Below are 26,518 nucleotides of genomic sequence, written 5' to 3'. Positions count from 1 at the left end.
GAATTTTAAAACTGAATCGTATTTTCTAAAGTAATCCTCTGGACTTGATCTCCAGGTATTTATTTATCGCGTTGATACTTAGATCTTCAGGACGCGTAAGTAATGTTTGTATACCATGTCTTTGCAGCTCCTTTGCCATTAATAGTTTGTTGTGTGAGAATTGCTCAGCCACGATCTGGTGAGCACTTTCACTTACATTTTCAGGGATCATCTTAGTTAAATTAGTGATCTCGGTATTCTCGAAGAAAATTACAACTACAAGGTGTTGCTTTGCCAATGCTTTTAAGAACGGAAGTTGTCTTTGCAGCCCAGAAATATGCTCAAAATTGGTATAGACCATCAAAAGGCTGCGGTGGCTTATGTGTTTTTTTACTCTGGAGTATAGCAGGCTGAAATCACTATCAAAAAAACTGGTATTTACATTATAAAGAGCTTCCATGATCCTGTTCAACTGGCTTAGTTTGGAACTGGCTTTTTGCAGGTTATCTATTTTATTCGAAAAGCTTAGCATACCTACCTTATCCTTCTTTTTTAAAGCCACGTTAGAAAATGCCAGAGTACTGTTGATGGCATAATCCAATAGGCTTAAGCCTTCAAAAGGCATTTTCATTGCTCTTCCGCAATCTATAATGGAGTAAACTGGCTGAGATCTTTCATCCTGGAATTGATTTACCATTAGATTGCCGTGCTTGGCGGTGGCTTTCCAGTTAATAGTCCTCACATCATCTCCTCGAACATATTCTTTGATCTGTTCAAATTCCATGGTATGACCAATTCTCCTAATCCGTTTAATACCATGTAAACTTATCTTCTGGTCCAGGGCCAGAAAATCCAGTTTTTTCATTTGAATAAATGAAGGATAAACCTTCACCATCTGATCTTTATTAAAGATGAATCTTCTTTTTACCAGTTTAAGGAAAGTAAAGATAAATATATTCAGGTTCCCGAATACATATTCTCCTCTTTGCAATGGCTTTAAATAATATTCAAAATCTATTGTGGAATGTGCAGGGATTTCAGAAGATCTAAGAAAATCCCTTTTTTGAAATTGTACAGGGATCTCATCGATCACTTCAGAATTCACCTTGAATCCATAATTATTTTTAATGCTGACCTTAACTACATTTTCATCTGAATTCGAGAATTTCTCAGGTAAGTATCTTTCTGCCTCAATAGGAGGGCCTTTAAAAAGAGTAATGAGATCTGTGAGTAAAAGTACCAGCAGAATTGAGGCTAAAATCCAGGTTATTCGATATAATGGTTCGAACCAGTATGAAACCAGAAAAAGTGCGGAAATAGCGAAAAGGGCATAGAAAAGCCTTCTTCCAAAATATAATGATCTCAAAAATTTTAGCACTAACGAGGTATTTCTACAGATTGAGCTATCATATCTATCACACTACCAGCGGTCATTCCTTCCATTTCCCTGTCTGGAGAGAGAATTAATCGATGAGCGATTACTGGTTTAAGGACATTCTTTATATCCTCTGGGATCACAAAATCGCGTCCGTTCACGGCTGCATAAGCTTTCGCAGAATTCATTACCGCGATAGAAGCGCGTGGACTCGCTCCCAGATACAAGTGCGGGTGATTTCTAGTTTTGTTGATGATCTCTGCGATATAATTCAGCAATTTTTCTTCTACAATGATCTCGTGGATCTGGTTTCTAAGCTCAGCTATCATTTCAGGGGTTAGCACAGCTTCGATCTCTGCTTCGGGTAGTTTACCTTTCCTATCATGATGAGTTTTCAGGATCTTTACTTCATCTTCAAAATCGGGATAATCTACTTCGATCTTAAAAAGGAATCGATCTAACTGGGCCTCGGGCAGGGCATAGGTTCCTTCCTGTTCTATTGGGTTCTGAGTTGCCAGAACCATAAAGGGTGCTTCCATAGTATACATTTTTCCGTCTATGGTCACCTGGCGTTCTTCCATCACCTCAAAAAGAGCTGCCTGAGTTTTTGCCGGGGCACGGTTTATTTCATCAATCAGAATGATATTTGAAAATATCGGACCTTTTTTAAATTCAAATTCTGAAGACTTCATATTAAAAACTGAAGTTCCCAAAACATCACTCGGCATAAGGTCTGGCGTAAATTGTATCCGGCTAAAATCTGTCTTAAGGCATTTGGCAAATAGCTTTGCAGTGATTGTCTTAGCCACTCCCGGAACACCTTCTATTAGCACATGGCCATTAGATAACATCCCTACGATGAGTAGTTCCACAAAGTTTTCCTGGCCAACGATCACCCTGGATAGCTGGTCCTTTAATTTTGCAACTGAATCCTTTAAACCATCCAACGGAATTCTGTTCTCAAATTTTATCTCCTCTTCATGAGGATTTATTTCCTGATTATCCATGTTTCTTCTTAAATGAATTTATGTGTTTGCTTAGTTCAAAGAAATCATCCCTTTCATTTCGCTTCTCATCCTGAAAATAAGAGATTCTTTCAAACAGCTTTTTTGTGTCTTCAATACTTTTTTCACTTTTAACCGATAGATCTTTATAGAACTGCTCATTTAGATCTGAGGTATCCAACCTGTATTCAGTTCTTATATACTCCATGAAAAGTGCGATCTTCTTGAGTCCAAGTTCGTGAAATTTCTTTTGCTCGAGGTATAACTGTGAGACAGTTTCTGTGAACTCATAAGATTTGTTCATTGGAGGATCTACAACCGGAATGGATCTTTGTTTTCTTTTACCTTCGAATAGCACGAAAAGAATCGCTGAGATAAGTACGAAATAATACGCCCATTTCAGTGGCCTATTATTTAAAAGAATATAAAGCGGAGAGCTGTAAAAACTCTTGCCAGATTTATAATAAGCGTCCCAAAGAATATTATTGCCAGCGAAATAGGCCAGAAGAGCCTCAGCATATTTATAGTTTTCTTCTTTCAGTAAAAAATAATTACTGAAAGCCTGCGGGGTAGAATGCAGATATATTTCCCCATTTCCAAATTCCCTTTTTATAAAATTGATCTTTTCTTCAGGATCTGTCCCACCAAAACTGGCCGTTCCCAGAACCAGGTTATTAGTGGTATCGATCTTTTGGAAAAATAATGCCGGTAGATCATGGTCAAATTCCAATGGTTTTTCAAATTTTAGCGAGGAATTCACCAGGTTCAATTGTGGCCTGGATTTGAACTCGTCAGAGCTAATAAATGAAGCGGTCTCCAATTTTAGGGTATCGGTTAAATTCTCACCAAAATTATAGGCTGAAATGAATAATTTGTTTCCCCTTGAAACCCATGCCAGGACATTATCCAGTTCATTATCATCGAAATCTACGTAATTGTTAAGGAAGAAATAGGTTCCTTGCACGGTAGTGTCGCTAAGGAATTCATAGGGCGGAACCCTGATATCTGCAATATTATCTGGCTGTTGACTCTTCCAGCTTTCGTAAAAAACGAAGGCTCCAAGAGGGATTTTGTCTTTTGCAGTAAAACTCGGTGTCCAGTTAATTGGATCGGGTTCAGAACTTTCTAACCATGCCAGCGAAATGATGAGAAGTAGAAAAAGGCCAAAAGCGATCTTATAGGTCCTATTCATAGCTTACCGATTTTAATACCTCTTCCATTCGTAAAAAACCTTTTTCCACGAGCCTGAAATCTGTTTCGGAAACCTGGAAACTTCCATACCAGATGAATTCATACAACTTGGTGATCTCAGAAAAGTGACTACGTATCTTTTCATCTTTTATCTCTTCTGAATAATCTTTGTTTGTTTTCTGATATTCGTAATCTATGAGTTTCATTTCATCCAGCTTACGCAGTTCGTTCAAATAATAATAGCGCACGGCTAGCCGGAATTGCCCATTATGTATAGCTTCTTTGATAAGGGCAGGAAGATTCTGACTCTTTACCAGTTCTTCTTCTTCCGTAAGGAAAACTTCACTTTGTTTCGGTTTCTGTAGAATATTTCCACCGGGATTTAACCTGGAGAATAACCATATTATTAGACCAATTAGGATAAGCAGTAGTAACCATGGAAGTATGGTGATAAATATTGCGAGTACAGAATTTGGTTCATAATCTCCAAAAAGCCAGTTGATAAACTGGTTATATTTTGCATTGATCCACTTTTTGAAACGCGTCCACCAGTTCTCATTTTCAACTTCATCTAAATAATCAAAATCTTCCTGTTCTCTATATTCTGAAATTTTTTCTTCATCAAAATCCAGTGGGGCCAGACCATTGGTCTTATCATATTTTATCTCTCTCCTTTCAGCAATGGAATCAGCCTGCTGCGGATAGATATTTCCGAAGAAAAGAAAAAGAATAATGACAAGAATTCGGTTTTTCAAGGTTAATTATTATTTCCCAGGTTTTGAATGGTTTCGTAAGTCCCGGTGAAGTTTTGCTTTTCATTCAGGTTAAAATAAACGAAAGCAACTCCAATTGGAGTGATCGTGTAAATTATATACTGAATGGTCGAGGTGAAAACATTGATATAAAGATACCCAGTACCCAGCAGCTCTGATGGATCTGAAGCCGAACCCTCACTGGCTACAGTAAAGGCACGAAATAACATATAAAATATCGCTGGTAGCTGAAAGACCAGGCTTATTAGGTAAACTATAAGACCAATGCATAATAATGTTGCGAAGGTCATCCACCAGTTGTCTTTTACGAGTCTGAAAGAAGAGTAGATACTTTCCAGCACGCTTTCTCTTCTAAAAACCATTATTGCTGTGGATAAACTAAGAGGTACGGCGATGTAGATTCCAGGAATTATAAAAGCAATGGTACCGGCGAAAATAAGGATCCACGAGATAAAGGTTAGCAATAAGAGCTTTCCGAAGTCTGCCTTCATGCCACTGCCTACTTCCGATGGATCTATACTTCCCTGATTATTTATATATGAAAGTATTATGTGATACACGGTCCCGGTCATGGTTGATACATAAAGCAAATATGCCAGCATCATTAACCCGAAAGACAGAATGAAATCTGAGCCTTCCAATCCATTAGCAAAAAATGAAGTTCCCAGGGTAGACCAGGAATAATAAGTGACTGCGGCAATTAAAAGCAAAAATACCGGCCCAACGATTTTAATAAAGATCTTTCCAGCCTCTTTAAAATTCTGACGTAGGAATTTAAAGGTTACACTTAGTATTTCTCCCAGCTCGCGCTGCTTTTTAAATTGGATTAGTTCCGGGTTCATTCTTAGATTTTTTTAATAGATATAAAGGGTAGTAGACATAATAAAACAGGATTATGAACAGGGAGATCAAAATGATCGATATCGCGGCGAAATCTGGCATATGGGTCAACCTCGTCACGAAACCTTCCAGGAAGCCGGCGATAATAAAAAAAGGAATCGTGCTTACCACGATCTTTAAGCCGTCCTTGATTCCCATGGTAAAGGATTTCAACCTGGAATATGTCCCTGGAAATAGTATGCTTTTTCCCACTACCAGTCCTGCACAACCGGCGACTATAATGACAGATATTTCAATAGTGCCGTGGATCCATATCGTTCTGGCCGATTCCCAAAGTATTCCCTTATCGTAAAAGAAATACTGAAAACTTCCCAGCATGATGGCATTCTGCATCAGCATAAAAACTGTTCCTATTCCTGCAAGAACGCCCAGCGAAAAGGCCATGAGGGAGACCCTGATATTGTTAATGGTGATGCCCAGGAACATATCCGTTTCGGTCATCTCCTTATAAACCGCCATGGGATCGTTATTAGCGATATTCTCCAGTGTCATGTTAACATAAGCATCCCCAAGAATAGATCTAACAAAGGCAGAGTCTGAAGCCGCACTAAAAGCACCAATAATGGTAAATCCCAGAAAGATAAGAAAGCTTAGTAAAAGCTGTTTTTGATGTTTATGAAATTCTGAAGGAAACTCCCTGGTGAAAAAGGTGATGATACGATTCCCTGATTCTTTTTTGGAGCTATATATCTTTTGATGAGCAGCAGAGGCAAGACCGTTCAGGTATTTCGTAGTATTGCTCTTAGGGTAGAATGTTTTTGAATAACTCAGATCGTCACTCAATTCTACATAAATATCTGAAAGTTGCTCTGGAGACAGGGTTCTATTATTTTGCAAGAGGCTTTCATACTTAACCCATTTATCTTTATTTTGCCTGACAAAAGCAGCCTCGCGCATTGTAATATTGAATAAAACCCAAAGTAACATATTTAATGGATAACTTTCAAATTGAAACCGCTCAAAATATTAGTATTGAACAGAATGTTGCGGGAATAGGAGAGCGTATCCTTGCTTTTATAATAGACCTGGCGATTATTGTGGTTTATATGATCTTCGCATCCCTTATCATTGCAGGAATAAATGGAGATAATGGGAATTTGATGATGTATTACCTTGTTCTGGGTCTTCCTTCATTCTTATATTACCTCCTTTGGGAAACTTTCTGGAATGGTAGAACTCCCGGAAAGGCACTGGTACAAATTAGGGTGGTAAAGATGGATGGCACCAGGCCCCAGTTTTCAAATTACCTGGTTAGATGGCTGCTCAGGATCATTGATATTAGCCTTACTACTGGTGGAGTTGCGGTGGTAACGATTCTTCTTAACGGTAAGGGACAAAGATTGGGAGATATTGCTGCGGGAACCACGGTGATTTCAGATAAAAAGAAAATAGGGATTGATAATACCCTGGCGGTAGACCTTCCCGAAAATTACCAGCCCAAATATCCTCAGGTTACCGTTTTAAGCGATATGGATATACAGGAAGTGAAAAACCTTTATGATCAGGCCAGGAGGGAGGCACAGCATCATATTATTCTTTCCTTAAGCGAAAAACTGGCCGATCTTATGGATGTGAAATTCGAAGAGAGACCTATTGAATTCGTGCAAAGAGTGATTAACGACTACAATTATTACACGCAGCAGTAATTACTCCAGTATTTCAATATCCATTTCAACATTATCTATTGGCCATTCCGAATTTCCGGTTTCTACCTGCGCGATCTTTTCAGCCACATCCATGCCGCTTATCACTCTTCCATAAACGGTATGATCATTATTAAGGTGTGGAGTTCCGCCTTTATCCATTACAATAAAGAATTCAAAAGGGGAGGATGCCTTACTCACATTTTGTTCGGCATATTTAGCTGCTGAAAAGGCTCCATAGGTATGTTTGTGGCCGGCATCAAATTCGCTCGGGATCAGGTAATTTCCAACATCTGCACGACTACTCGCGGTCACCTGGTTATCTGCATTACCGCCCTGGATCACGAAACCAGGCGCAACCCGATGAAAAAAGGTATTGTTGAAATAATCATTTTTCACCAACATGATAAAATTAGCGCGGTGTAATGGTGTGTCCCGATATAGCTGAACGTCAATATTCCCGATTTTCGTCTTGATCCTCACCTTTGTTTCCGGATTATTCTTTCCGTATTCTGTAAGAGTAGGAATAAGTTGTTCCTGCGCTATTGGGAACATATCATTCTTTTCTATCTTGGTTTGTTTATCATCTTCTGCCAGTTCTTTTTTGCGAAGTTCAAAGATACTATCACGAGCCCGCTGGATAGAATCTTCCTGCTGCTGGGCCTTTAAAGCTTCAGGAGATAGTGTTTCACCTTTTTTTGAGGAAGTTTCCTTATCTTCACAACTTGCGAAAAGAAGAATTGAAAAAATTGCTACTAAAGAAAGCTGTCTGAACATGGAATTTGAAATTTTTAAAAACAGGATTTCAAAGTTAAAAAAAATGCAGCTTCCGGGAGAGTCTGCGCACAGGAAACTAGCCCCGCTCATTAGGATTAATGAACTTGAGAAAATAGATATGTCTAAACGGAATCCTCAGGAGGCTGGGGTAATGGCCGTTTTTTATCCTGATATTGAAATGGAAACAAGATTGGTTCTGATTCTCAGGAAGACATATAAGGGGGTGCATTCCAACCAGGTTGGATTTCCCGGAGGCCGCGTGGAGGAATCTGATAAAGACCTTAGAGATACTGCGTTAAGAGAAACTGAAGAAGAAGTGGGTATCCCTCAAAATGAGATCGAAGTGATAAAAGAATTAACCCGTTTATATATTCCGCCTTCAAATTTCTGGGTACAACCATACCTGGGATTGATGTCCCATACTCCTAAAATGATCGCCCAGGAATCTGAAGTTGAAAAAATTCTGGAAGTAAAGCTCAGTGATTTCTTAAATGATGAGAATGTGATCACCGAGAATTTAAGTACTTCCTATGCTAAAGAGATCGAAGTGCCAGCTTACAGCCTGAATGGTTATGTGGTTTGGGGAGCAACGGGAATGATGCTGAGTGAAATAAGGGAATTGCTATTGAAGATTTAACTTAGATTCTGCTTAGGTTGCGAAACCTCAGGAGTTTTAAATTCTCGTTTAGACCTTTTTGGAGGTTTTTTAATGAATTATGATTGTGAAACTAATTATTATATTTGCGGCCGGTTCAAAAGAGGCTGAATAAAAGATCAGGTAAAAAAGATATCAGCAATGGGATTATTCAAAAAGAATCCATTCGGGCATTATATAATTCTGAAGAAGTGGTTGATCCGCATTTTTGGGGTACTTACGCACAGGCGATATAGAGGCTTTAATGAACTTCAGATCGAAGGATCAGAGATCATTAAAAATTTGCCTGATACCAATGTTCTTTTCGTTTCCAACCATCAAACTTATTTCGCAGATGTAACTGCCATGTTCCATGTTTTTAATGCCAGTTTAAGTGGCAGGGTAGATAGCATCAAGAATATTGGCTATATATGGCAGCCTAAATTGAATATCTATTATGTAGCTGCAAAGGAAACCATGAGAGCCGGCCTACTGGCAAGGATCATGTCTTATGCCGGTGCTATTACTGTAGAGCGTACCTGGAGATCTAAAGGGCAGGAGGTTAAAAGGGAAGTGAACCCAAATGACACAGAGAATATTGGCCTCGCACTGGATGACGGTTGGGTAATCACTTTCCCTCAGGGAACTACGAAACCGTTTAAACCAATTAGAAAAGGAACTGCGCATATTATCAAAAACCATAAACCTATTGTTATTCCTATCGTGATCGATGGTTTTAGAAGATCTTTCGATAAAAAAGGATTGCGCATCAAGAAAAGAGGAATACTTCAAACTTTTCAGATCAAAGAACCTTTAGAGATCGACTATGAAAATGAAAGTATTGAAGAGATCGTAAGTAAACTGGAATACGCTATAGAGCAGCATCCCTCATTCCTTAAAGTAATTCCCGCAGAAGAGATCCAGGCTATGGAAGATCTTAACGAGCAGCGCCGTTGGGGATACTAGAGGAAAATAATGTGTATCGTTTTCAGGGTTTAAGCCTGAAATCTAATTTTTCTAACTTCTAATTTCCGGCTCCCAATTACTCTATTTCCAGTTTTTTAAGTTCCTTATAATTCTTATAGAGTCTCTTCAGTAAGATACCGTAGATCACTCGGTATATAAGCCAGACGATTCCCAGCAAGATTCCCAGAACCAGTAATGTACCTCCAATGAAAATCAGCCATTGAGTAGTGTCGAATTCCATATTTTTCTCAGAGGTAGCGGTAACTGCATGGTTTCTCAACATCAGGAAAATTGTGATCAAAAACACAATTCCCGTAGAGATAAGGATAAAAGCTATATAGTGTTTTACGGTTTTACGGGTCCTTAAAATGTTCTTCATCAATTTTTTAGCACTATCTGTAGCGTTGATCCTACGATAGTTCGTATAAAACCTGAAAATGAAATAAAAAGTGATCAGGTAGCTGAAAACATAGACGAGAATGGTGAATTCTGTAAGATTATATTTCTCCATTTGCTGCCAGTATTCTTCATCGGCTAGAAATATATTCAAAACCGCACCCAGGATAAATTCCAGGATGCTGATAAAAAATATCCATTTTACGATCGAGGAAGACCTCTTCCAGATCATTTTATAAATTTCATCGTAGGAAAGATGGGGCAGATTCTTCTCCTGCTTTTTCCAATCCTTTTTTAATAGATCTAAATCGTCCATAAGTAATTAAGGATTTATAATGTTCTTTAATTTTGTTTTTACCCTGTTCATTTTAACTCTTGCATTAACTTCTGTGATCCCCAGCGTATAAGAGATCTCTGCATAATTCTTATCCTCGAGATAAAGAAAAACGAGGGCTTTATCTATATCGTTCAATTGTTTTATCGCATCATACATGATCTTCAAATGCCTTTCTGCTTCGTCATTGTATTCTTCGGCTTTTATTTTAAAATGTACGGTGTCATAATCCTGGGTTTTGATACTTCTTTTTTTCTTTCGGTATAGTGTGATCGCGGTGTTCAAAGCGACCCTGTACATCCAGGTACTAAATTTTGAATCTCCCCTGAATTTGGGATATGCTTTCCAAAGTTGAATAGTAATCTCCTGAAAAAGATCATTATGCGAATCCTGGTCATTGGTATAGATACGGCAGATTTTGTGTGCTATATTCTGGTGTTTCTCCAGATTTGTCACAAACTGATGTTCTAATTCTTTGTTCACGATTGGTTGGTTAGCACGTAATAGGTAGTGAAATTAATCGCTATGTTACAAAAAACTTTAATTTAAAGTTAATCCATCCTCCAATCCTTCGATAAATAGTAAATTTGGGTAAAACCAGCCGAATTTATGAATATCCCAAAAACCGACTTACCCAGAGTAGCAATAATTGGAGGTGGTTTCGCCGGAATGGCGCTTGCCAGAAAGATCCTTAAAGAGGATATGCAAATGGTTTTGCTTGACAGGCATAATTATCATACGTTTCAACCGCTTTTATACCAGGTTTCGACCTCGGGTTTGGAGCCAGATTCCATAGCCTATCCCTTGCGAAAAATTACCAGGTCCAGTAAAAAGTGTTTTTTCAGGCTTGCTGAAGTCACTTCGATCTCTGCCGAAAAAAATACAGTGCATACTAATATTGGTGATCTTATTTATGATTACCTGGTGATCGCTACGGGGTCCAAAACTAATTTCTTCGGAAATGACAGTATCGAGGAACATGGAATGTGGATGAAAACCGTACCTCAGGCTTTAAATATTAGAAGCCTTATTCTTGAAAATCTGGAGCAGGCAACAATTACCGAAGATCCCGAAAAAAGGAAAGCATTGCTGAATTTCGTTCTAGCGGGTGCAGGTCCTACCGGGGTCGAATTAAGTGGTGCGATCGCCGAATTAAGAAATCATATTGTTCCAAAAGATTATCCGGACCTTAATCCCAATGAAATGAATATTCATTTGTTGGAAGGCCTGGACAGGGTTTTACCGCCTATGAGCGAGCATGCTTCGAGAAAAGCACATGAAATGCTTGAAGAGCTGGGAGTAAAAATCCACTTGAACACGATGGTGAAGAACTATGATGGGCATCTTGTGGAAACCAATACAGACCTTGCCATTAAAACCGAAACTTTCATCTGGTCTGCCGGTGTAACCGGAGCGCCTGTACAAGGCTTGAATGCCTCTGCGATTGTTGAGAAGGCCAATAGATATGAGGTAAATGCTTTTAATCAGGTAAACGGATATGAGAATATTTTCGCGATAGGTGATATCGCTTTGATGATGACCGAGGAATTTCCTAAAGGTCATCCTATGGTAGCTCAACCGGCAATCCAGCAAGGAAAACACCTGGCTAAAAACATCAAGCATTTAATAAGAGGTGAAAAACTTGAGCCATTTGAATATTTTGATAAGGGAACCATGGCAACTGTGGGACGTAACAGGGCTGTGGTAGACATGCATAAATGGAAATTCTCAGGATTTTTCGCCTGGTTCGTATGGATGTTCGTGCATCTATGGTTCCTGGTAGGCTTCCGGAATAGGACAGTAACCTTCTTTAACTGGATCTATAATTATATTAACTACGATAAAGCCGCCAGACTGATCATAAGACCGTTTAAAGGTCATGAGGAGAAAATGACGATGGATAAAGAAAAAGTATAAAATTAAAAAGCCCCTGTAGAAATACAGGGGCTTTTTAATTATCGATTTTTTCTTATTTCCTTATTATAATCTGAAGCCAGGTCTGTTTTTTGTTTTTCAGTCAAAACTTTTCCTGCCATTTGAAATACTTCATGCTCCTCTTCATCAAGATGATGGATTAATTGATGTTCCAGGTCCTTAGCGATCTTCAGCCAGTTTGAGGCATCCATTTCAGTATCTTCCAGCTGTTCTACAAGCTCATCCATTTCATGATGTTCTGCTACACTATGCCGTGCTTTCTCCTGGGTCATATCTTTTTCCATTAACGGAATATAAAAATGACGCTCTTCAGCATCTTCGTGTATCTTTAATTCGTGTTTGAGATCTTCAAATATTTTCTTTCTCTCTTCAGTTTTTCCTTCGGTCTTTATCAATTTATCAATCAGGTCTCTCTGGATTTCATGTTCCTGTCTTAAGGCTTCAAAAATGGTCATTATTTAATTTTTTGGATTTGACTTCAAGTTATTCATTTAAATGTTAAAGATTAATTAATTTTCAGGTTGAAAAGCCAAAATTGAGATAAGAAAACAATTCAGTATTGGAATTTGACAATTCGGAAAATTGATTTTTTGGTTTAGGAGATTTTGCAGCAATTTTGAAATAGATATAAAAACTGATGAAAGAATTATACAGAATATTAAGAATTAGCATCGGGATTTGCGTGATCCTCGTTTTGATTCAGGCGATTTTTGATAGTGAAAAGTCTTTCGATTCCCTACTGGATATAAATACATGGGGTGTTTTCTATTTCTACTGTTTCGTATTAACTGCAGTAAATAGTTTTTACTTTAGATTTTTCGGCAATAAGATAGGTTGGGAAAGTGCAAGTTTAAGAACTATTTTATTGGCAGCGGGAGGCTCTATAATTCTAACCTTGTTCTTTTACTTCTTATGCCGGGCAGTGGATGAGATGATTTTTAACGGGTACAGTTTTACCGAGTTTATTGCCCGGGAAAGGATTTATTATTACCTGGGCCCATTACTCTTTATAACCATTATTTCCCTTTTCTTTCACCTGGTTTTCTTTTATAAATCTTTACAGGAAAAAAAAGTTAAGCAGCAGAAGATCATTGCGGGAACAGCCTCGGCGAAATTCGATGCTTTAAAGAACCAGTTAGACCCACACTTTCTATTTAATAGCCTTAATGTGTTAGCCTCTCTCATAGATGAGAACCCAGAACAGGCACAGCGTTTTACAACCGCACTTTCTAAAATATACCGTTATGTTCTGGAGCAGAAGGATAAGGAACTGGTAAGTGTAAAAGAAGAACTTTCTTTTGCGAATACTTATATGAAGCTACTGAAAATGCGCTTTGAGAATAGCATTTACTTTGAGATACCAAAGGAGCTGTCTAATGAAGAAGCTAAAGTGGTGCCTCTTTCATTACAGCTATTACTTGAGAATACCATAAAACACAATATAGTTAGTGAAGGAAAACCTTTAAAGATCAGGATATATGAAACCGATGGCTATCTGGTGGTCGAGAATAATTTTCAGAAAAAGGAAGTTTTAGGAAATAGAAAAGGGGTGGGACTTCAGAATATTGTGAATAGATACCACGAGGTAACTCAGAGGCAGGTTTTAATCGAGCAAACCAATGAATTATTCAGGGTGAAATTACCCGTTTTAACCAAACAAATTTCAATTATGGATACCAACGAAATCAATCAGGAAAATGCTTATTTCAAAGCAAAACAACGAGTAAAGGAGATCAAGGAGTTTTATGGAAATCTTATTTCTTACTGTGTAGTGATCCCATTTCTTATTTTTATTAATTACCGTACCTACTGGGAGTTTCAATGGTTCTGGTTTCCACTTTTTGGATGGGGAATAGGACTTACAATTCATGGATTCTCTGTATTTGGTTATGGAAGTGAATGGGAAGAACGTAAGATCAGGGAACTGATGGAAAAAGATCAGCAACAAACTAAATCATGGAAATAATGGAAACAGATTATAGAAAAAGTATGAGCTATAAATCGGCTCAAAAAAGGATCAAGGATATTAAAGGATTTTATGTTCATTTACTGGTTTTCATTTTTATCAATGCTGCCATATTTATAATGAACACACAGGATACAGGTTTACTTGATGGTCTAACAGAAATTACCAACTACGCAACTCTCTTCTTTTGGGGAATAGGTCTCTTCGCTCACTGGGCAAGCGTTTTTGGACCAAACTTCATTTTTGGTAGGAAATGGGAAGAGAGAAAAATCAAGGAATTGATGGACCAGGATAAGAAACAGATCTGGAAATAGTTTTTAATTATAGAATTCAGAAGTGATAGACATTATAATTATTGAAGACGAAAAGCCCGCAGCAAGGCGATTACAGCGTATGCTTACAAAACTGGATATTGAAACTAAGACTATGCTCCATTCTGTGGCTGAAGCAATAGATTGGTTTAATGGTCATGAACATCCCGATATTATTTTTCTGGATATCCAGTTAAGTGATGGTCTTTCTTTTGAGATTTTTGAACATGTAAAGACTGATAGCGCAATTATATTCACGACAGCCTACGATGAATATGCTCTTAAAGCGTTTAAACTAAATAGTATAGATTACCTGCTGAAACCCATTGATGAAGAGGAACTTGAGGCCGCTATTAAAAAGTTCAGGAACACCCAGCACCAAAACGGCAATATTGATGTGAAGGAGTTAAGGTCATTATTAACCCAGACCAACCATCAAAAATCTTATAAGACAAGGTTTACGGCCCAGGTAGGGCAGCATCTTAAACTTGTGGATATTTCAGATATCGCCTGCTTTTATTCAGAAAACAAAACAACATATCTTCACTGCTATACCGGCCGAAATTATCCTATAGAGGTGCCTCTGGAAAAACTTGAGGAAGATCTTGATCCTGAAAAATTCTACCGCATAAATAGAAAATGTATACTTAATATAAATGCTATCAGGGATATCATTTCATATACTAATTCCAGGCTAGAAATAAAAATAGAGAACTTTACAGAATTTCAGCTTATTGTAAGCAGGGAGCGGGTTAAAGACTTCAAGATCTGGCTGGACCAATGATTCTGAAATGTTAAAATTGAAGAAAATAAAACCGAACCATATTTCCTTCCGTAAATATTTATATAACTCTAGGTTTGTTTGACATATAGCTTTTGACGCTTGGTCGATTTGAGTTTTTGATTTTTTTGGTTGGTTAGATGCTTAGGGAACTGAGATCCCCCCGGGAATTTTCACCCTAAGTGTTTACAAAAGTAAGCCCCACGCAAGAACGTGGGGCTTAGCTTTTAATATAGGTTCTCTTATTTAAGGGGCCGCGACAGCACCTAACACATAAAGTTGATCCATGGTTGGTGATTCACTGCCTCCTTCAGGTTCGAGAGTGATCCCGAATGCCTGGGATTCATTGGCATTTTCAAGAGTAAATATCTTATTGTCGTCTAGTGAGAATTCATCCAGTAATCCAATGCTTGTAGGAGTTAGTGGCTCAAGTTTTAATGACCATACCTGGTATACCTTTCCTCGAGGCGGTTCTGGCAAATCTTTGGCATCTATATAAGCTTTATTTTCTTCTTTGTTCCAATAGACCGCTGCATAGGCTCCAGGAGCTGCATTTTGTCCTTGTAACGGTACTTTGGAAACATTCTTATCTCTTAAGACTGCAAGTAGTTCTTCCGCTTTCTCTTTGTTTTCTCTTGCATCTGCGATCTGTTGTTCCATTCTTGCCGTTTTCGCTTTTTCAGCGTTCAGCTGTTCTCTAAGTTCGTTCTTATCTTCAAATACAAAGAAGAGACCAACAAGTAACAGAATGGTTGCAGCCCAACCTATATAAGACACCCAATTGGTTCCTTCGTCTCTATCGATCTCAACTACCTTAGGCTCGGCTTTTTGACTTAATTTTTGCTTGATGCTGGCCAATACCGCTTCCGCATTGTAATTTGGCGCAGCTGAAGAGGATAACCTTTGCAGAGCGTTCTCGATCTCCTCAACCTCTTTCCTGATCTCAGGATGTTCTTTTAAGGCCTGGCTTACTTCACGGCTCTCTGCCTCAGTAAGTGCACCGTAAACATAAAGTTCCAGGATTCCAGATGATATGTATTCTTGTATATTCATTTCTTATTCTGCTAACATTTCTCTAAGCTTGTTAATACAAGCTCTGTTCCTGGTTTTAACCGTTCCTAGAGGCATATCCAACTCCTCAGCCGCATCTTTCTGTGTAAAACCTTTAAAGAACAGGAGGTCTATTAATTTCTTACAGACTGGCTTCAGGATATCGATATATTTTTGGATCCCGATAGCATCTGCTTTTGCTGAAAAGTTCGAATTGCTCTCCAGAACATTTACGAAATTATCTGCTGTAAGGTTTTTCTGAGTATTCTTATGACTTTTAGATCTTATGTGGTCTATAGAAGCATTTCGGGCTATATTCAGGATCCAGGTAAAGAACCTTCCTTTATCTGAATTGTAGGAAGATGCATTGTCCCATATCTTTAGGAATACATCCTGTAATATTTCCTCGGCAATTTTTTCATCTTTTAAAATACTATATATAATTCCATATACACTCTCTGAATACAATTGATAAATCCTTTCAAAGGCCTTCTGATTACCATTTTGTAATTCGAGGATTAGTCCGTCCTGCTGCATAGATTTTATTTGAGGAAATAAATATAGTCTTAATTGCTAAATAAAAAAAGCGGCCAGATGGCCGCTTAACATTCTATTATTTTAATAGGAATTATTTCTGGATCACACCACAACCTACACGTGTACCTGCAGCACCAGAAGGCTGAGAAGTATAGTCATCTACACCATCATGCACGATCACGGCTTTCCCTAAAATATCTTTCTTTTCATCACCACAACCTATACACCATTCGTCTGTGCTCATATTTACGGTTCCATTCCCATTAGCATCAACTTCAAAGTTTCCTATGTCACCTTTATGATAACCTTCAGAATCTCCCCATTTCCCGTGTTGAGCGTCTGTAGGGTTCCAGTGTCCTCCGGCAGAAGAACCATCGGCAGCTGAACAATCACCTTTTTCGTGAATATGGATAGCGTGTTTACCTTCCGCAAGTCCTGAAATAATAGCAGTCATGGAAACTTCGCCATTTTCTTCAGTAAATACCACATTACCACTAAGGTTGGAATCACTAACAGAATTCAAGGTTACTTTCACCTTTTTTACTTCTTCTTCCTGTTTTTCCATATCAGAACTCATTTCAGTTTCTGATTGGGTATCCATTTCATTTTCTTTTTTCTCATTCTTACAACTTGTGAAGACTAAACCTGCACAAAGAATAAGTGATAAACTAATACGTTTCATAAAATTTCGATTGGTTAAATTTTAATTTAATACTCCTAAATTAAGCCTATTCGCAGGTAACACCAAAGATTTAAGTATAGCTTAACAATGCGCTTTAGGCTATTAAAATTCACTAACTCTTTAATTTAGTTCTTATCTGTCCCTTTGTAGAAAGAGTTTTATGGACAGGGCATTTATCTGCGATCTCCAATAAGCGTTCAATTTGTTTATTGTCAAGTTCTCCTTTTATAGAGATTTCCCTTTCAAAACTATCTATTTTAGCCTTGTCGTCCTCGCAATTTTCGCAATCATCTGCATGTTTTTTAGAATAACTTACATGGGTTTCCACATTCTCAATTTTCCATTCCTTTCTTCTGGCATACATTTGAATAGTCATGGAGGTACAGGCAGCCAGTCCGCTGGAGACGAGTTCATATGGGTTAGGACCCAGGTCGCTGCCTCCTGCTTTTACCGGTTCATCAGCAACAAAATAGTGTTTTCCGGCGATGATCTGGGTGGTGTATCCATGTGCGCCTAAATTAGCCATTACCTCGTGATCGGTCTCTAATTCAGGAACTTCAGGCTGTTCAATGTATTTACTAGCCCATGCTGCTATTACGTTTCCGGCGTATTCTGAATCAGATCTTGTACTAAGCATATGATCTGCTCCATCAAGGGTAATGAAGCTCTTGGGATGTCTTGCGACTTTATAAAGTTCTTCCGCATGGTTTATAGAAACAATCTTATCCTGTGGTGAATGCATTATGAGCAAAGGCGTCCTAATTTCCTGAAGAACTTTAGAATCATTATTGTTTTTTAGATCATCCACGAAGTGTTTTTTGATCTGGAAGCTCCTCCCGCCGATATTTATGCTCGCAGAACCGTCTTTTTCTATTTCATCGAGGCTGGATTCAAAATGCTTCTTTACATGGCTTAAATTTGAAGGTGCATTTATGGTCACAATAGTTTTAACCGATTCTATTTTTTTTGCTGCGAACAGGGCAGCAGCTCCACCTAACGAATGTCCTACGATAATAGAAGGGGCGTTATATTCCTTTTTTAAGAAATTAGCTGCAGAAATAAGATCCTCAACGTTTCCGGAGAAATTTGTGTCTTCAAAATCACCATCACTTTCACCAAGCCCGGTAAAGTCGAATCTTAATACTCCATAACCTTTTGAAGCCAAACTTTTGCTAATATTTGATGGAGCATGAAAGTTCTTATTACAGGTAAAGCAGTGAGCAAAAAGAACAAAATTAAGAGGCTTCTTATTGGTAGGTAACTCCAGAACTCCTTTTAAAGTTTTAGAATCAGAATTTTCGAAACTTACATCAAGTCTTTGCATAATCTTCTTTTATTTGAATAGCACTTCCAGCCTATATCCAAGAATAAAAAAAAGCCGCCGTAAAGGCAGCTTTAATTCTGATAAACTATTCTTAAAGTTCTTTTATTTTAATATTTCTGAACCATACCTTATCGTCGTGGTCCTGTAAAGCTATGTAACCTTTCCGGCTGGAACCAAAGTCCTCCCAATCGCTAAATTTAGAATTTTTAACCATCTCCATCCATTCTTCACCATTCACAGGGAATTCGGTCACTTTTACTCCGTTCAATTTCACCCAACCGGTATTACTTTCATGATCTATATGAATAACTTCCGTGTTCCATTCTCCGGCAGGTTTAGTAACATCTTCTCTTGGAGGAACCATATCGTATAAGGCTCCGGCCGTACGGTTAGGGCCATTCTTGGCATCGGGATGTCTTTCATTATCGAGGATCTGAATCTCAGGTCCCGTATAATAAGGCTCATCATATTTTTCCATTTCCTGAACTCCCCAAAGGATACCGCTGTTTCCACCTTCAGAAATCTTCCATTCTATCTGAAGTTCGAAATTTTCATATTTATCCTTGGTCATTAGGTATTCCTTGATTCTTTTGTCTCCTTCAGCAGGGGCAAAGGAAATTGTTCCATCCTCAACGGTCCACTGGCTTGATATTGAATCTCTGTTATAGGTTTGCCAAGAATCAAGGTTGGTACCGCTAAATAGTACGTTCCATTCATCTTTCTCCATGTTTTCGGCAGTTTTCATCTCTTTGTTGGAAGCAGCTTCTGTTTCTTCTGAATCCTTATTTTCATTCTTGCAGGCCGCAAATAGAACAATGGAGCAACCTATTAAAATTATCTTTTTCATGCTTAGTTAGTTTTAAGTCCTAAAATTCGTTTTAGTTTGTTTTTATCAATTTCAGATCCTGAAAAGTCATCGAATCTCTTTTGGGTAGCTTCAATAATATGCTTCTGAATAAATGGTGCACCTTCTCTAGCACCCTGATCTGGTGATTTGATACAGCATTCCCATTCCAGAACAGCCCAGACATCACAACCATATTCGGTGAGTTTAGAAAAGATAGTTTTAAAATCTACCTGGCCATCACCAGGATGTCTGTACCTGCCGGCTCGGTCTTTCCAGTCACCATATCCTCCAAACATTCCTTTTTTGCCTGTAGGATTGAATTCAGCATCCTTTACATGGAACATTTTGATATAATCGTGGTAGTGATCTATATATTCTATATAATCTAATTGCTGCAATACGAAGTGACTTGGATCATAAAGAATATTAACCCGTTTATGGTTATGTGTAGCATCAAGAAATCGCTCAAAGGTAACCCCGTCATGAAGGTCTTCACCGGGATGTATCTCATAACAAACATCAACTCCCTGTTCATCAAATTCATTCAGAATAGGCAGCCAGCGCTTGGCTAGTTCTGCAAAGCCCATTTCTACAAGACCATCAGGTCTTTGTGGCCATGGGTGCGCGGTATGCCATAGAAATGACCCGCTAAAGGTTCCATGAACGTCAAGTCCTAGGTGTCTACTTGCTTTTGCAGCATATTTAAGCTGATCGATGGCCCAGTTGGTCCGTTTTTCAGGATTATTCTTGTATTCATCTGGTGCAAAATTATCAAACATTATATCATAGGCAGGATGCACAGCTACCAGTTGTCCCTGTAAGTGTGAACTGAGTTCAGTGATCTCCAGTCCGTAAGATTCTACCTTGCCTTTAAGTTCATCACAGTAAGTTTTGCTTTCAGCGGCTTTTTTAAGGTCGATAAGTCTTATTTCCCAGGTTGGGATCTGAATTCCTTTATAGCCAAGATCTGATGCCCATTTACACAGGCCATCCAAAGAATTGAATGGTTCCTTATCGTCCATGAACTGGGCCAGAAATACGGCAGGTCCTTTAATAGTCTTCATTTTCTAATATTTTGTATTAGTCTTCCATTTTTATCCAAACATTACCTTTTTGATGGGAAGAGACGGTTTTTTCGATAAAATTCATTCCGCGTAAACCGTCATTAAGTTTTGGGTAAGCGCCTTCAAATTTTGACTTATCTTTAATAGCCATTGCTACTCCATAGTAAATATTTCCCATAGAATCGAAAATACCTTCAGGGTGGCCAGGTGGTAATTTGGTGCCTTCCAGAGAAAACTCACTAAGATAACCGTGACCAGGTTTTAGAACCTGTAAAGGTTTATCCTCTTTTAGCAGGTAGAGATAATTGGGGTTTTCCTGTTCCCATTTTAAACCACCTTTGTCACCATAAACCTGAACCGTAAAATTGTTCTCTTCACCGGTTGCGATCTGGCTTGCCCTTAGGACTCCTTTTGCTTTTCCAGGGAATCTCATGAGTACAGTGCCGTCAATATCCATTGGGTTATCTTCATACAGGTAATTTAGATCTGCGAGGATATTCTCTACTTTCATTCCGGTTACATATTCAGCCATATTAAAAGCATGAGTTCCTATATCACCTATACAGCAGCTAATTCCAGATTTCTCCGGGTCCAGTCTCCAGGTAGAAGATCTCTTTTCCTTATCGTGTATCAAAGGATTGATCCATCCCTGATAGTATTGAACATCTACTTTTTGAATATTTCCTATCTCCCCGTTTTTGATCATGCTCTTCATCTGCCTTATCATCGGGTAACCAGTATAGGTATAGGTGACTGCAAAAATGGCTTTTGTTTTTTCCTGAATTTCGTTCAAGATCTTTGCCTCTTCGTAAGTAGTTGTCAGAGGTTTTTCACAGATCACATTAAAACCGTTTTCCAGTAACTTTTTTGCCATTGGAAAATGCAGGAAGTTAGGGGTGAGTACAGATACTGCCTGTAGTCTCTTATCTGCTGGAAGGTTTTTTTCTTTTGCTATAAGTTCATCCAGATCTTTATAAATTCTGGAACTGTCTAGTTGAAGCTTTTCCCCAAAATTTAGGCTTTTCTCATGTTGTAAGTCAAAAACTCCTCCTATGACCTCAAATTGGTCGAACATATTTGCTGCCACTCTGTGCAGTATTCCAATTAAGGAATCTTCTCCGCCTCCCAGTATTCCCAGTCTTATTTTAGCCATAATTATATTTTTTATATTTCGATATCCTTTTTGTCGATCTTTTCATTTCTAAAAAATATAGCAAAAAGGAGCATAACACCAAATGCAAAAGCTGATGGATAGATCCAGATGGTTTCCCAATCATGCATTTTGTCTCCAGTAAGGTATGCGTTGGTGATTAGACCAGCAACATAGAAACCTATTAACATTCCTACTCCATATGTTGCCAGGGTTATTAATCCCTGGGCTGAACTTTTATATTTTGAACCTGCTTTGAAATCGGTATAGATCTGTCCAGATACAAAGAAGAAATCATAACAAATTCCGTGCAGGGCAATTCCGGTTAGTAACATAAATATAAGCTCACCAGAATTTCCATAGGCGAAAAGCAAATATCTTAAGGTCCAGGCCAGCATCCCCGCGATAATGGTCATTTTAAAACCGAATCTTTTAAAAAAGAAGGGGAGGAGAAGCATAAATAATACTTCGGAAACCTGACCAATGGTCATAAGTCCCGTTGGATTTTCAACTCCTATTTCTGATAGAAAAGGATTGGTGTTTTGATAATAGAACGCCAGAGGGATACAAATTAACACGGAGGCCAGAAAGAACATTAGAAAATTCCTGTCTTTCAGAAGGCTTAGTGCATCCAGCCCGAGGGTTTCAACGATACTTACTTTTTTAGACCTGTCTGCAGTGGGAGGTGTCTTTGGTAATGTGAAACTGAAAAGGCCAAGGAAACCAGAGGCTATACTCACCATTAGAAAAGTATATTTTAACATCCCATCCTGTCTTGCTTCCGGAGCATCCCAGTAGAACAAATAACTTATAACTAACCCGGCTACGATCCAGCCGATAGTTCCGAATACTCTGATAAATGAAAACTCTTTCGCAGGATCTTTCATCTGGTTGAAACTTACTGAATTAACCAGAGCCAGGGTAGGCATATAGGCGATCATATAAGCCAGAACCAACGGATAGAACTCAGCGAAATCTGTACTTATATACATCATATATAGAAGTACTGCGCCGGTAATGTGCAAAATTCCGAGTATTCTTTCGGCATTAAAGAACCTGTCTGCTATAAGTCCAATAATAAAAGGAGCAATGATTGCGCCCCAAGATTGGGTAGAAAATGCAGTAGAGATCTGTACATCAGAAGCGTTTAGATTATAACCAAGGAAAGTTCCGAGAGTAACAAACCAACCTCCCCAAATGAAGAATTCCAGGAACATCATAAGGGAAAGTTGAAATCGAACAAGTTTATTCATGATCTAAAGATTGGAGTTTATAGTTGCTTGCCAGCTTTTATTAGTAAGTTTTTAGTAGCCATGATCCCATTTTCAGCGGAAACTTCTCCGCCTTCGAATTCTACACCAATGAAACCATCATAACCGCTATTCTTAACAATTTGAAGCATTTTTTTATAATCGATCAGATCTTCATTTCCGTCTTCATCAAAAGTGTATGATTTTGCGCTCACGGCCTTTGCATATGGCATCATTTTCTCGACACCTTCATATCTAGGAAATTCTTCAACGCATTTAGCATCCCATCTCTGGCCGCCTTCACGTTTCAGGCAGAAATTGCCAAAGTCTGGCAGGGTGCCACAGTTTTCCATATTTACCCCTTGCATCACCTCTACAAGCAGGTCTGCATTGGAAGACAGGTAGCCGTGATTTTCAACTAATATATTTATGTCTTTAGTAGTGGCATATTCAGATAATTTTGAAAGGGCATCTATAGAATTCTGTTTCCATTCCTCTGGAACTTCGCTGCCAAAAAGATTCACTCTAATAGAATGGCATCCTAAGTAACTGGCAGCATCAACCCATTTTTTGTGATTATCTACCGCTTTATTTCTTTCTATAGAATCGTTGGCGGCAAGATCACCCTCACCATCAATCATTATAATTAGGTTCTTTACATCGTATTCTTTGCTTTTTGCTTTAAGGCTATCAAGCACGATTTTCATTTCCGCCTCAGGATCTTCAGCATTATTGATCCTTTCAGTATAAAAACTATTTACATATTCTATTCCTTCAAATCCCATTTCACTTGCCTTTTGGGCGAAATCCATAGGGTCCAGGTCACCTTCATATATTGGTGTATGTAATGACCATTGCGCCAGGGAAAGTTTAAAAAATAAGGAATCTGAAGAGGCAACTACTTCCTCCTCAATAGAGGAATCAGAAGTATCTGTTTTTTGTTTGCATGAAACCTGGAAAAAGAAGAGTGTGCAAAGCAGCATCGTTAACGATACTTTCAAAGAATTTAAGTTCATTATTTAATTGGATAAGTGATTTTGTAAAGCTTTTATGGAATATGAAAATAAATGTAACCTTTTTTTTAAAGATGTAAAATTATGAGCATAAATTTATATATTTGATAGACTTCGACGTAAATTTTTATCAATAAAATAAGAGATTGTGAGTGTATTTTATGAAAGTGACAATTATGACGCTATAGTTGTTGGTACTGGTATTAGCGGTGGCTGGGCTGCAAAGGAATTATGTGAGAAAGGTTTTAAAACTCTGGTTTTGGAACGAGGACGCATGGTGGAGCATGTTAAGGACTATCCTACTATGAATGATGATCCATGGGACTATAAATTCAAGGGAGAGGTTCCTAGGGAAGAAGTAAAGAGACAATTTAAGCAGAACAGAACTGGATATACTGTTTCAGAACCAAGTAAACACTGGTTTGTTGATGATATTAAGCACCCTTATAATGAGGTGAAAAGATTTGACTGGATGCGTGGTTATCACGTAGGTGGAAGATCTATTATGTGGGGGCGCCATAGTTACAGGCTTAGTGAAATGGACTTTGAGGCTAATAAAAAGGATGGTGTAGGAGTCGACTGGCCCGTGAGGTATAAAGATGTTGCTCCATGGTATGATTATGTTGAATCTTACATTGGGGTTTGTGGTGAAAAATTAGGATTAAGTCAGTTACCTGATGGAGAATTTCTACCTCCTATGGATCTGAATTGCGTTGAAGATCATTTAAGACAAAGCATAGCTGAAAATTTTGGAGGTCGCGTAATGACTTCTGGAAGGGTTGCTCATATTACTGGTGACAAAAAATTTGAAGGTAGATCTAAGTGCCAGTTTAGAAACCGATGTATAAGAGGCTGTCCTTATGGTGGTTATTTCAGTAGTAATTCTTCTACTTTACCGGCAGCAGAGCGAACAGGCAATATGACTCTGAGACCTAATTCAGTAGTTAGCGAAGTTATTTATGATCCTGAAACCAAAAAGGCTACCGGAGTAAAAGTGATCGATGCCAACACAAAAGAAACTATGGAGTTTAAAGCAAATGTGATTTTCTTATGTGCATCTGCTGTAGCTTCAACGAGCATTCTTATGCAATCAAAATCCGATCGTTTTCCCGATGGAATGGGGAATGATTCCGGGGAATTAGGTCACAATGTAATGGACCATCACTTCAAGGCAGGTGCATCGGGCAATTATGAAGGTTTTGAGGACAAATACTATAAAGGAAGAAAACCAAATGGCATATATCTGCCCAGGTTCAGAAACCTGAACGGTAACGATAAAGACCTCGGATTTATAAGGGGGTATGGATACCAGGGTGGAGCTAGCAGAACAAATTGGTCTGATACTATTGCTGAAGCAGCATACGGGGAAGAACTTAAGAAGGCGATCACCGCACCGGGAGGTTGGAACATGGGCTTGATGGGATTTGGAGAAACTCTGCCTTACCACGAAAATAAAATGACCTTAGACTATGATAAGCTGGATGATTGGGGTCTACCTACCGTAACCTTCGATGCTGAATTCAAGGAAAATGAATTGAAAATGCGTGAGGACATGGTAGCACAGGCGGTTGAAATGCTTGAAAAAGCAGGTTTTAAAGATGTTGAAGGCTATGATGACATAGGAGCTCCGGGCTTGGGTATCCATGAAATGGGAATGGCCAGAATGGGGCGTGATCCAAAGACATCTGTCCTCAATGGAAATAACCAGGTTCATGGTGTACCAAATGTCTATGTCACAGATGGAGCCTTTATGACATCTGCAGGTTGTCAAAATCCGTCGCTTACCTATATGGCGATGACCGCCAGGGCAGCAGATCATGCTTCAAAGAATTTCAAAAAGTCTAATGCTTAAAATTTAGAATTATGAAAAGGAGACAAGCTTTAAAAAATATAGGATTAGGTGCAGGAATATTTGTAATAGGTCCTTCTACGCTCAGTTTATTACAAAGTTGTAAGAATGAACCGGAATATGATTGGCAACCTACCTTTCTAACGGCATCTCATGGATTTGCTCTTAAAAAGGTATTAGATGTCATCTTACCATCTTCAGATACACCGGGAGCTTCAGATCTTAATATTCCTCAGTTTATAGATTCTTATATGGATCAGGTGGCAGAGGTTGAGCAACGTGAAAGGTTTCAGGAATCTGCAGACGCATTTTCCAGAGCTTTCAAAGAAGAATATGATAAAGAACAGGAGGAAGGAAATAATGAAGATTTCGAAAATCTGATCAAAAAATATCTAAAAGCGACTCCAGCTCAGAAGGAAATCTTTGACAAACGAAATACAGAAACCCAGGATGCCATTAGAGATCCGGAATATGTCATGGATAATGATGCTGGTGCGTATGCCTATTTAACAACTATAAGGAATATTGGAATTTGGGCATGGAAGAATAGTGAACAGGTAGGCGAAAACGTAATGTGGTATGATCCTATTCCAGGTGAGTATATACCATGTGGGCCTGTTGATGAGTTAGGAAATGGAAAAGCGATGTCTTTATAAAATTTACCAGGAAAGAGATAAAAAGGTAGATAGCTGTGGTTTCAATAAGGAAGACCTTTAAGACTTAGGAATAAGTGTAATGTTAAAAATCATTGGATTACGAATATGGTATTTTGGCCAGATTATTTTTT

General features: G+C 38.4%; 28 protein-coding genes. 9 read left to right on the top strand and 19 right to left on the bottom strand.

Translation table 11 applies throughout. The features are described 5' to 3' along the window. Positions 1-25: 25 nt before the first annotated feature. Genes G3I01_RS15680 through G3I01_RS15655 form a run of 6 tightly spaced genes read right to left on the bottom strand, consistent with a single transcriptional unit; the run spans position 26 to position 6,119 of the window. Positions 26-1,357 carry a DUF58 domain-containing protein gene (locus G3I01_RS15680; RefSeq protein WP_219549413.1) on the bottom strand — a complete coding sequence of 444 codons (1,332 nt, stop codon included), beginning with the start codon at positions 1,355-1,357 and terminating at the stop codon, positions 26-28. Then, a complete protein-coding gene (locus G3I01_RS15675; RefSeq protein WP_219549411.1) occupies positions 1,357-2,361 on the bottom strand; it encodes a MoxR family ATPase in 1,005 nt (334 codons plus the stop codon). Before G3I01_RS15675 ends, G3I01_RS15680 begins: the two co-directional genes overlap by 1 nt. Beyond that, positions 2,354-3,550 carry a DUF4350 domain-containing protein gene (locus tag G3I01_RS15670; protein WP_219549409.1) on the bottom strand — a complete coding sequence of 399 codons (1,197 nt, stop codon included), beginning with the start codon at positions 3,548-3,550 and terminating at the stop codon, positions 2,354-2,356. Before G3I01_RS15670 ends, G3I01_RS15675 begins: the two co-directional genes overlap by 8 nt. Further along, entirely contained in the window at positions 3,543-4,304 is a 762-nt protein-coding gene (locus G3I01_RS15665) for a DUF4129 domain-containing protein (protein ID WP_219549407.1), read from the bottom strand. The genes G3I01_RS15670 and G3I01_RS15665 overlap by 8 nt, the downstream gene beginning before the upstream one ends. 2 nt (positions 4,305-4,306) lie before the next feature. Further along, positions 4,307-5,164, bottom strand: a complete 858-nt coding sequence (locus tag G3I01_RS15660) for a hypothetical protein (protein WP_219549405.1) — start codon at positions 5,162-5,164, stop codon at positions 4,307-4,309. Further along, positions 5,139-6,119, bottom strand: a complete 981-nt coding sequence (locus G3I01_RS15655) for a stage II sporulation protein M (RefSeq protein ID WP_219552852.1) — start codon at positions 6,117-6,119, stop codon at positions 5,139-5,141. Before G3I01_RS15655 ends, G3I01_RS15660 begins: the two co-directional genes overlap by 26 nt. Before the next feature lie 35 nt (positions 6,120-6,154). On the opposite strand from G3I01_RS15655, the gene G3I01_RS15650 reads away from it, so the two are divergent. Continuing rightward, a complete protein-coding gene (locus G3I01_RS15650) occupies positions 6,155-6,868 on the top strand; it encodes an RDD family protein (protein WP_219549403.1) in 714 nt (237 codons plus the stop codon). Here G3I01_RS15650 and G3I01_RS15645 read toward each other — a convergent pair whose 3' ends face one another. Next, on the bottom strand, positions 6,869-7,642 hold the full coding sequence (locus tag G3I01_RS15645) for a peptidylprolyl isomerase (RefSeq protein ID WP_219549401.1): 774 nt from the start codon (positions 7,640-7,642) through the stop codon (positions 6,869-6,871). Here G3I01_RS15645 and G3I01_RS15640 point away from each other — a divergent pair. Then, positions 7,641-8,279, top strand: a complete 639-nt coding sequence (locus tag G3I01_RS15640; RefSeq protein ID WP_219549399.1) for a CoA pyrophosphatase — start codon at positions 7,641-7,643, stop codon at positions 8,277-8,279. The two genes, G3I01_RS15645 and G3I01_RS15640, sit on opposite strands and share 2 nt — an antisense overlap. 159 nt (positions 8,280-8,438) lie before the next feature. Next, positions 8,439-9,242: a lysophospholipid acyltransferase family protein gene (locus G3I01_RS15635; protein WP_219549397.1), complete on the top strand. Its 804-nt coding sequence runs from the start codon at positions 8,439-8,441 to the stop codon at positions 9,240-9,242. Between the two features lie 76 nt (positions 9,243-9,318). Here G3I01_RS15635 and G3I01_RS15630 read toward each other — a convergent pair whose 3' ends face one another. Together G3I01_RS15630 and G3I01_RS15625 are read right to left on the bottom strand one after the other, a co-directional pair. Beyond that, on the bottom strand, positions 9,319-9,954 hold the full coding sequence (locus G3I01_RS15630) for a hypothetical protein (protein WP_219549395.1): 636 nt from the start codon (positions 9,952-9,954) through the stop codon (positions 9,319-9,321). Positions 9,955-9,960: 6 nt separating this feature from the next. Continuing rightward, a complete protein-coding gene (locus G3I01_RS15625) occupies positions 9,961-10,455 on the bottom strand; it encodes an RNA polymerase sigma factor (protein WP_219549393.1) in 495 nt (164 codons plus the stop codon). Positions 10,456-10,581: 126 nt separating this feature from the next. On the opposite strand from G3I01_RS15625, the gene G3I01_RS15620 reads away from it, so the two are divergent. Continuing rightward, complete coding sequence (locus tag G3I01_RS15620; RefSeq protein WP_219549391.1) at positions 10,582-11,889, top strand: NAD(P)/FAD-dependent oxidoreductase; 1,308 nt, start codon at positions 10,582-10,584, stop codon at positions 11,887-11,889. A 38-nt stretch (positions 11,890-11,927) separates the two neighbouring features. Here G3I01_RS15620 and G3I01_RS15615 read toward each other — a convergent pair whose 3' ends face one another. After that, positions 11,928-12,362, bottom strand: a complete 435-nt coding sequence (locus tag G3I01_RS15615) for a hemerythrin domain-containing protein (RefSeq protein ID WP_219549389.1) — start codon at positions 12,360-12,362, stop codon at positions 11,928-11,930. A gap of 182 nt (positions 12,363-12,544) precedes the next feature. Here G3I01_RS15615 and G3I01_RS15610 point away from each other — a divergent pair, with 182 nt between their 5' ends. Genes G3I01_RS15610 through G3I01_RS15600 form a run of 3 tightly spaced genes read left to right on the top strand, consistent with a single transcriptional unit; the run spans position 12,545 to position 14,968 of the window. Continuing rightward, positions 12,545-13,873, top strand: coding sequence for a 2TM domain-containing protein (locus tag G3I01_RS15610; protein WP_219549387.1), 1,329 nt, complete (start codon positions 12,545-12,547; stop codon positions 13,871-13,873). Continuing rightward, positions 13,873-14,187, top strand: coding sequence for a 2TM domain-containing protein (locus tag G3I01_RS15605; RefSeq protein ID WP_219549385.1), 315 nt, complete (start codon positions 13,873-13,875; stop codon positions 14,185-14,187). The genes G3I01_RS15610 and G3I01_RS15605 overlap by 1 nt, the downstream gene beginning before the upstream one ends. Positions 14,188-14,212: 25 nt before the next feature. Next, the gene (locus tag G3I01_RS15600) at positions 14,213-14,968 is read left to right on the top strand and encodes a LytTR family DNA-binding domain-containing protein (RefSeq protein WP_219552851.1); all 756 of its coding nucleotides are present in this window, start codon (positions 14,213-14,215) and stop codon (positions 14,966-14,968) included. A 243-nt stretch (positions 14,969-15,211) separates the two neighbouring features. Here the strand turns inward: G3I01_RS15600 and G3I01_RS15595 are convergent, their stop codons facing one another. The 9 genes from G3I01_RS15595 to G3I01_RS15555 all read right to left on the bottom strand — a co-directional run bounded on the left by G3I01_RS15595 (position 15,212) and on the right by G3I01_RS15555 (position 23,870). Continuing rightward, positions 15,212-16,018 carry an anti-sigma factor gene (locus G3I01_RS15595; protein ID WP_219549383.1) on the bottom strand — a complete coding sequence of 269 codons (807 nt, stop codon included), beginning with the start codon at positions 16,016-16,018 and terminating at the stop codon, positions 15,212-15,214. A gap of 3 nt (positions 16,019-16,021) precedes the next feature. Further along, complete coding sequence (locus tag G3I01_RS15590; protein WP_219549381.1) at positions 16,022-16,552, bottom strand: sigma-70 family RNA polymerase sigma factor; 531 nt, start codon at positions 16,550-16,552, stop codon at positions 16,022-16,024. 91 nt (positions 16,553-16,643) lie between these two features. Then, positions 16,644-17,234, bottom strand: coding sequence for a superoxide dismutase family protein (locus G3I01_RS15585; protein ID WP_219549379.1), 591 nt, complete (start codon positions 17,232-17,234; stop codon positions 16,644-16,646). Between the two features lie 112 nt (positions 17,235-17,346). Then, the gene (locus tag G3I01_RS15580; protein WP_219549377.1) at positions 17,347-18,558 is read right to left on the bottom strand and encodes a bifunctional alpha/beta hydrolase/OsmC family protein; all 1,212 of its coding nucleotides are present in this window, start codon (positions 18,556-18,558) and stop codon (positions 17,347-17,349) included. Between the two features lie 91 nt (positions 18,559-18,649). Further along, positions 18,650-19,405 carry a DUF1080 domain-containing protein gene (locus G3I01_RS15575; protein ID WP_219549375.1) on the bottom strand — a complete coding sequence of 252 codons (756 nt, stop codon included), beginning with the start codon at positions 19,403-19,405 and terminating at the stop codon, positions 18,650-18,652. A gap of 2 nt (positions 19,406-19,407) precedes the next feature. Further along, complete coding sequence (locus G3I01_RS15570) at positions 19,408-20,469, bottom strand: sugar phosphate isomerase/epimerase (RefSeq protein ID WP_219549373.1); 1,062 nt, start codon at positions 20,467-20,469, stop codon at positions 19,408-19,410. 16 nt (positions 20,470-20,485) lie between these two features. Then, positions 20,486-21,625, bottom strand: coding sequence for a Gfo/Idh/MocA family oxidoreductase (locus G3I01_RS15565; protein ID WP_219552850.1), 1,140 nt, complete (start codon positions 21,623-21,625; stop codon positions 20,486-20,488). An 8-nt stretch (positions 21,626-21,633) separates the two neighbouring features. Then, a complete protein-coding gene (locus tag G3I01_RS15560) occupies positions 21,634-22,872 on the bottom strand; it encodes a nucleoside permease (protein ID WP_219549371.1) in 1,239 nt (412 codons plus the stop codon). A 17-nt stretch (positions 22,873-22,889) separates the two neighbouring features. Further along, complete coding sequence (locus tag G3I01_RS15555) at positions 22,890-23,870, bottom strand: sugar phosphate isomerase/epimerase family protein (RefSeq protein ID WP_347708994.1); 981 nt, start codon at positions 23,868-23,870, stop codon at positions 22,890-22,892. A gap of 160 nt (positions 23,871-24,030) precedes the next feature. Here G3I01_RS15555 and G3I01_RS15550 point away from each other — a divergent pair, with 160 nt between their 5' ends. Both G3I01_RS15550 and G3I01_RS15545 read left to right on the top strand, forming a co-directional pair. After that, a complete protein-coding gene (locus tag G3I01_RS15550; protein ID WP_219549368.1) occupies positions 24,031-25,734 on the top strand; it encodes a GMC family oxidoreductase in 1,704 nt (567 codons plus the stop codon). Between the two features lie 11 nt (positions 25,735-25,745). Further along, positions 25,746-26,387 (top strand): gluconate 2-dehydrogenase subunit 3 family protein, encoded by a 642-nt coding sequence (locus tag G3I01_RS15545; protein WP_219549366.1) that lies wholly within the window; start codon positions 25,746-25,748, stop codon positions 26,385-26,387. The last annotated feature ends 131 nt before the right edge of the window (positions 26,388-26,518 follow it).

It is taken from the genome of Gramella sp. MT6 (genome assembly GCF_019357415.1).
Classification (GTDB): Bacteria; Bacteroidota; Bacteroidia; order Flavobacteriales; family Flavobacteriaceae; genus Christiangramia.
The sequence above is the reverse complement of the archived record's forward strand: the minus strand, read 5'-3'. Positions and strand labels throughout refer to the sequence as shown.

Coding starts and splice junctions, on each gene's coding strand:
- G3I01_RS15640 (WP_219549399.1), top strand. CDS start 7,641: ATGGAATTTGAAATTTTTAAAAACAGGATTTCAAAGTTAAAAAAAATG.
- G3I01_RS15570 (WP_219549373.1), bottom strand. CDS start 20,469: ATGAAGACTATTAAAGGACCTGCCGTATTTCTGGCCCAGTTCATGGAC.
- G3I01_RS15650 (WP_219549403.1), top strand. CDS start 6,155: ATGGATAACTTTCAAATTGAAACCGCTCAAAATATTAGTATTGAACAG.
- G3I01_RS15560 (WP_219549371.1), bottom strand. CDS start 22,872: ATGAATAAACTTGTTCGATTTCAACTTTCCCTTATGATGTTCCTGGAA.
- G3I01_RS15585 (WP_219549379.1), bottom strand. CDS start 17,234: ATGAAACGTATTAGTTTATCACTTATTCTTTGTGCAGGTTTAGTCTTC.
- G3I01_RS15595 (WP_219549383.1), bottom strand. CDS start 16,018: ATGAATATACAAGAATACATATCATCTGGAATCCTGGAACTTTATGTT.
- G3I01_RS15590 (WP_219549381.1), bottom strand. CDS start 16,552: ATGCAGCAGGACGGACTAATCCTCGAATTACAAAATGGTAATCAGAAG.
- G3I01_RS15630 (WP_219549395.1), bottom strand. CDS start 9,954: ATGGACGATTTAGATCTATTAAAAAAGGATTGGAAAAAGCAGGAGAAG.
- G3I01_RS15620 (WP_219549391.1), top strand. CDS start 10,582: ATGAATATCCCAAAAACCGACTTACCCAGAGTAGCAATAATTGGAGGT.
- G3I01_RS15575 (WP_219549375.1), bottom strand. CDS start 19,405: ATGAAAAAGATAATTTTAATAGGTTGCTCCATTGTTCTATTTGCGGCC.
- G3I01_RS15605 (WP_219549385.1), top strand. CDS start 13,873: ATGGAAACAGATTATAGAAAAAGTATGAGCTATAAATCGGCTCAAAAA.
- G3I01_RS15660 (WP_219549405.1), bottom strand. CDS start 5,164: ATGAACCCGGAACTAATCCAATTTAAAAAGCAGCGCGAGCTGGGAGAA.
- G3I01_RS15675 (WP_219549411.1), bottom strand. CDS start 2,361: ATGGATAATCAGGAAATAAATCCTCATGAAGAGGAGATAAAATTTGAG.
- G3I01_RS15635 (WP_219549397.1), top strand. CDS start 8,439: ATGGGATTATTCAAAAAGAATCCATTCGGGCATTATATAATTCTGAAG.
- G3I01_RS15615 (WP_219549389.1), bottom strand. CDS start 12,362: ATGACCATTTTTGAAGCCTTAAGACAGGAACATGAAATCCAGAGAGAC.
- G3I01_RS15610 (WP_219549387.1), top strand. CDS start 12,545: ATGAAAGAATTATACAGAATATTAAGAATTAGCATCGGGATTTGCGTG.
- G3I01_RS15580 (WP_219549377.1), bottom strand. CDS start 18,558: ATGCAAAGACTTGATGTAAGTTTCGAAAATTCTGATTCTAAAACTTTA.
- G3I01_RS15670 (WP_219549409.1), bottom strand. CDS start 3,550: ATGAATAGGACCTATAAGATCGCTTTTGGCCTTTTTCTACTTCTCATC.
- G3I01_RS15545 (WP_219549366.1), top strand. CDS start 25,746: ATGAAAAGGAGACAAGCTTTAAAAAATATAGGATTAGGTGCAGGAATA.
- G3I01_RS15645 (WP_219549401.1), bottom strand. CDS start 7,642: ATGTTCAGACAGCTTTCTTTAGTAGCAATTTTTTCAATTCTTCTTTTC.
- G3I01_RS15655 (WP_219552852.1), bottom strand. CDS start 6,119: ATGCGCGAGGCTGCTTTTGTCAGGCAAAATAAAGATAAATGGGTTAAG.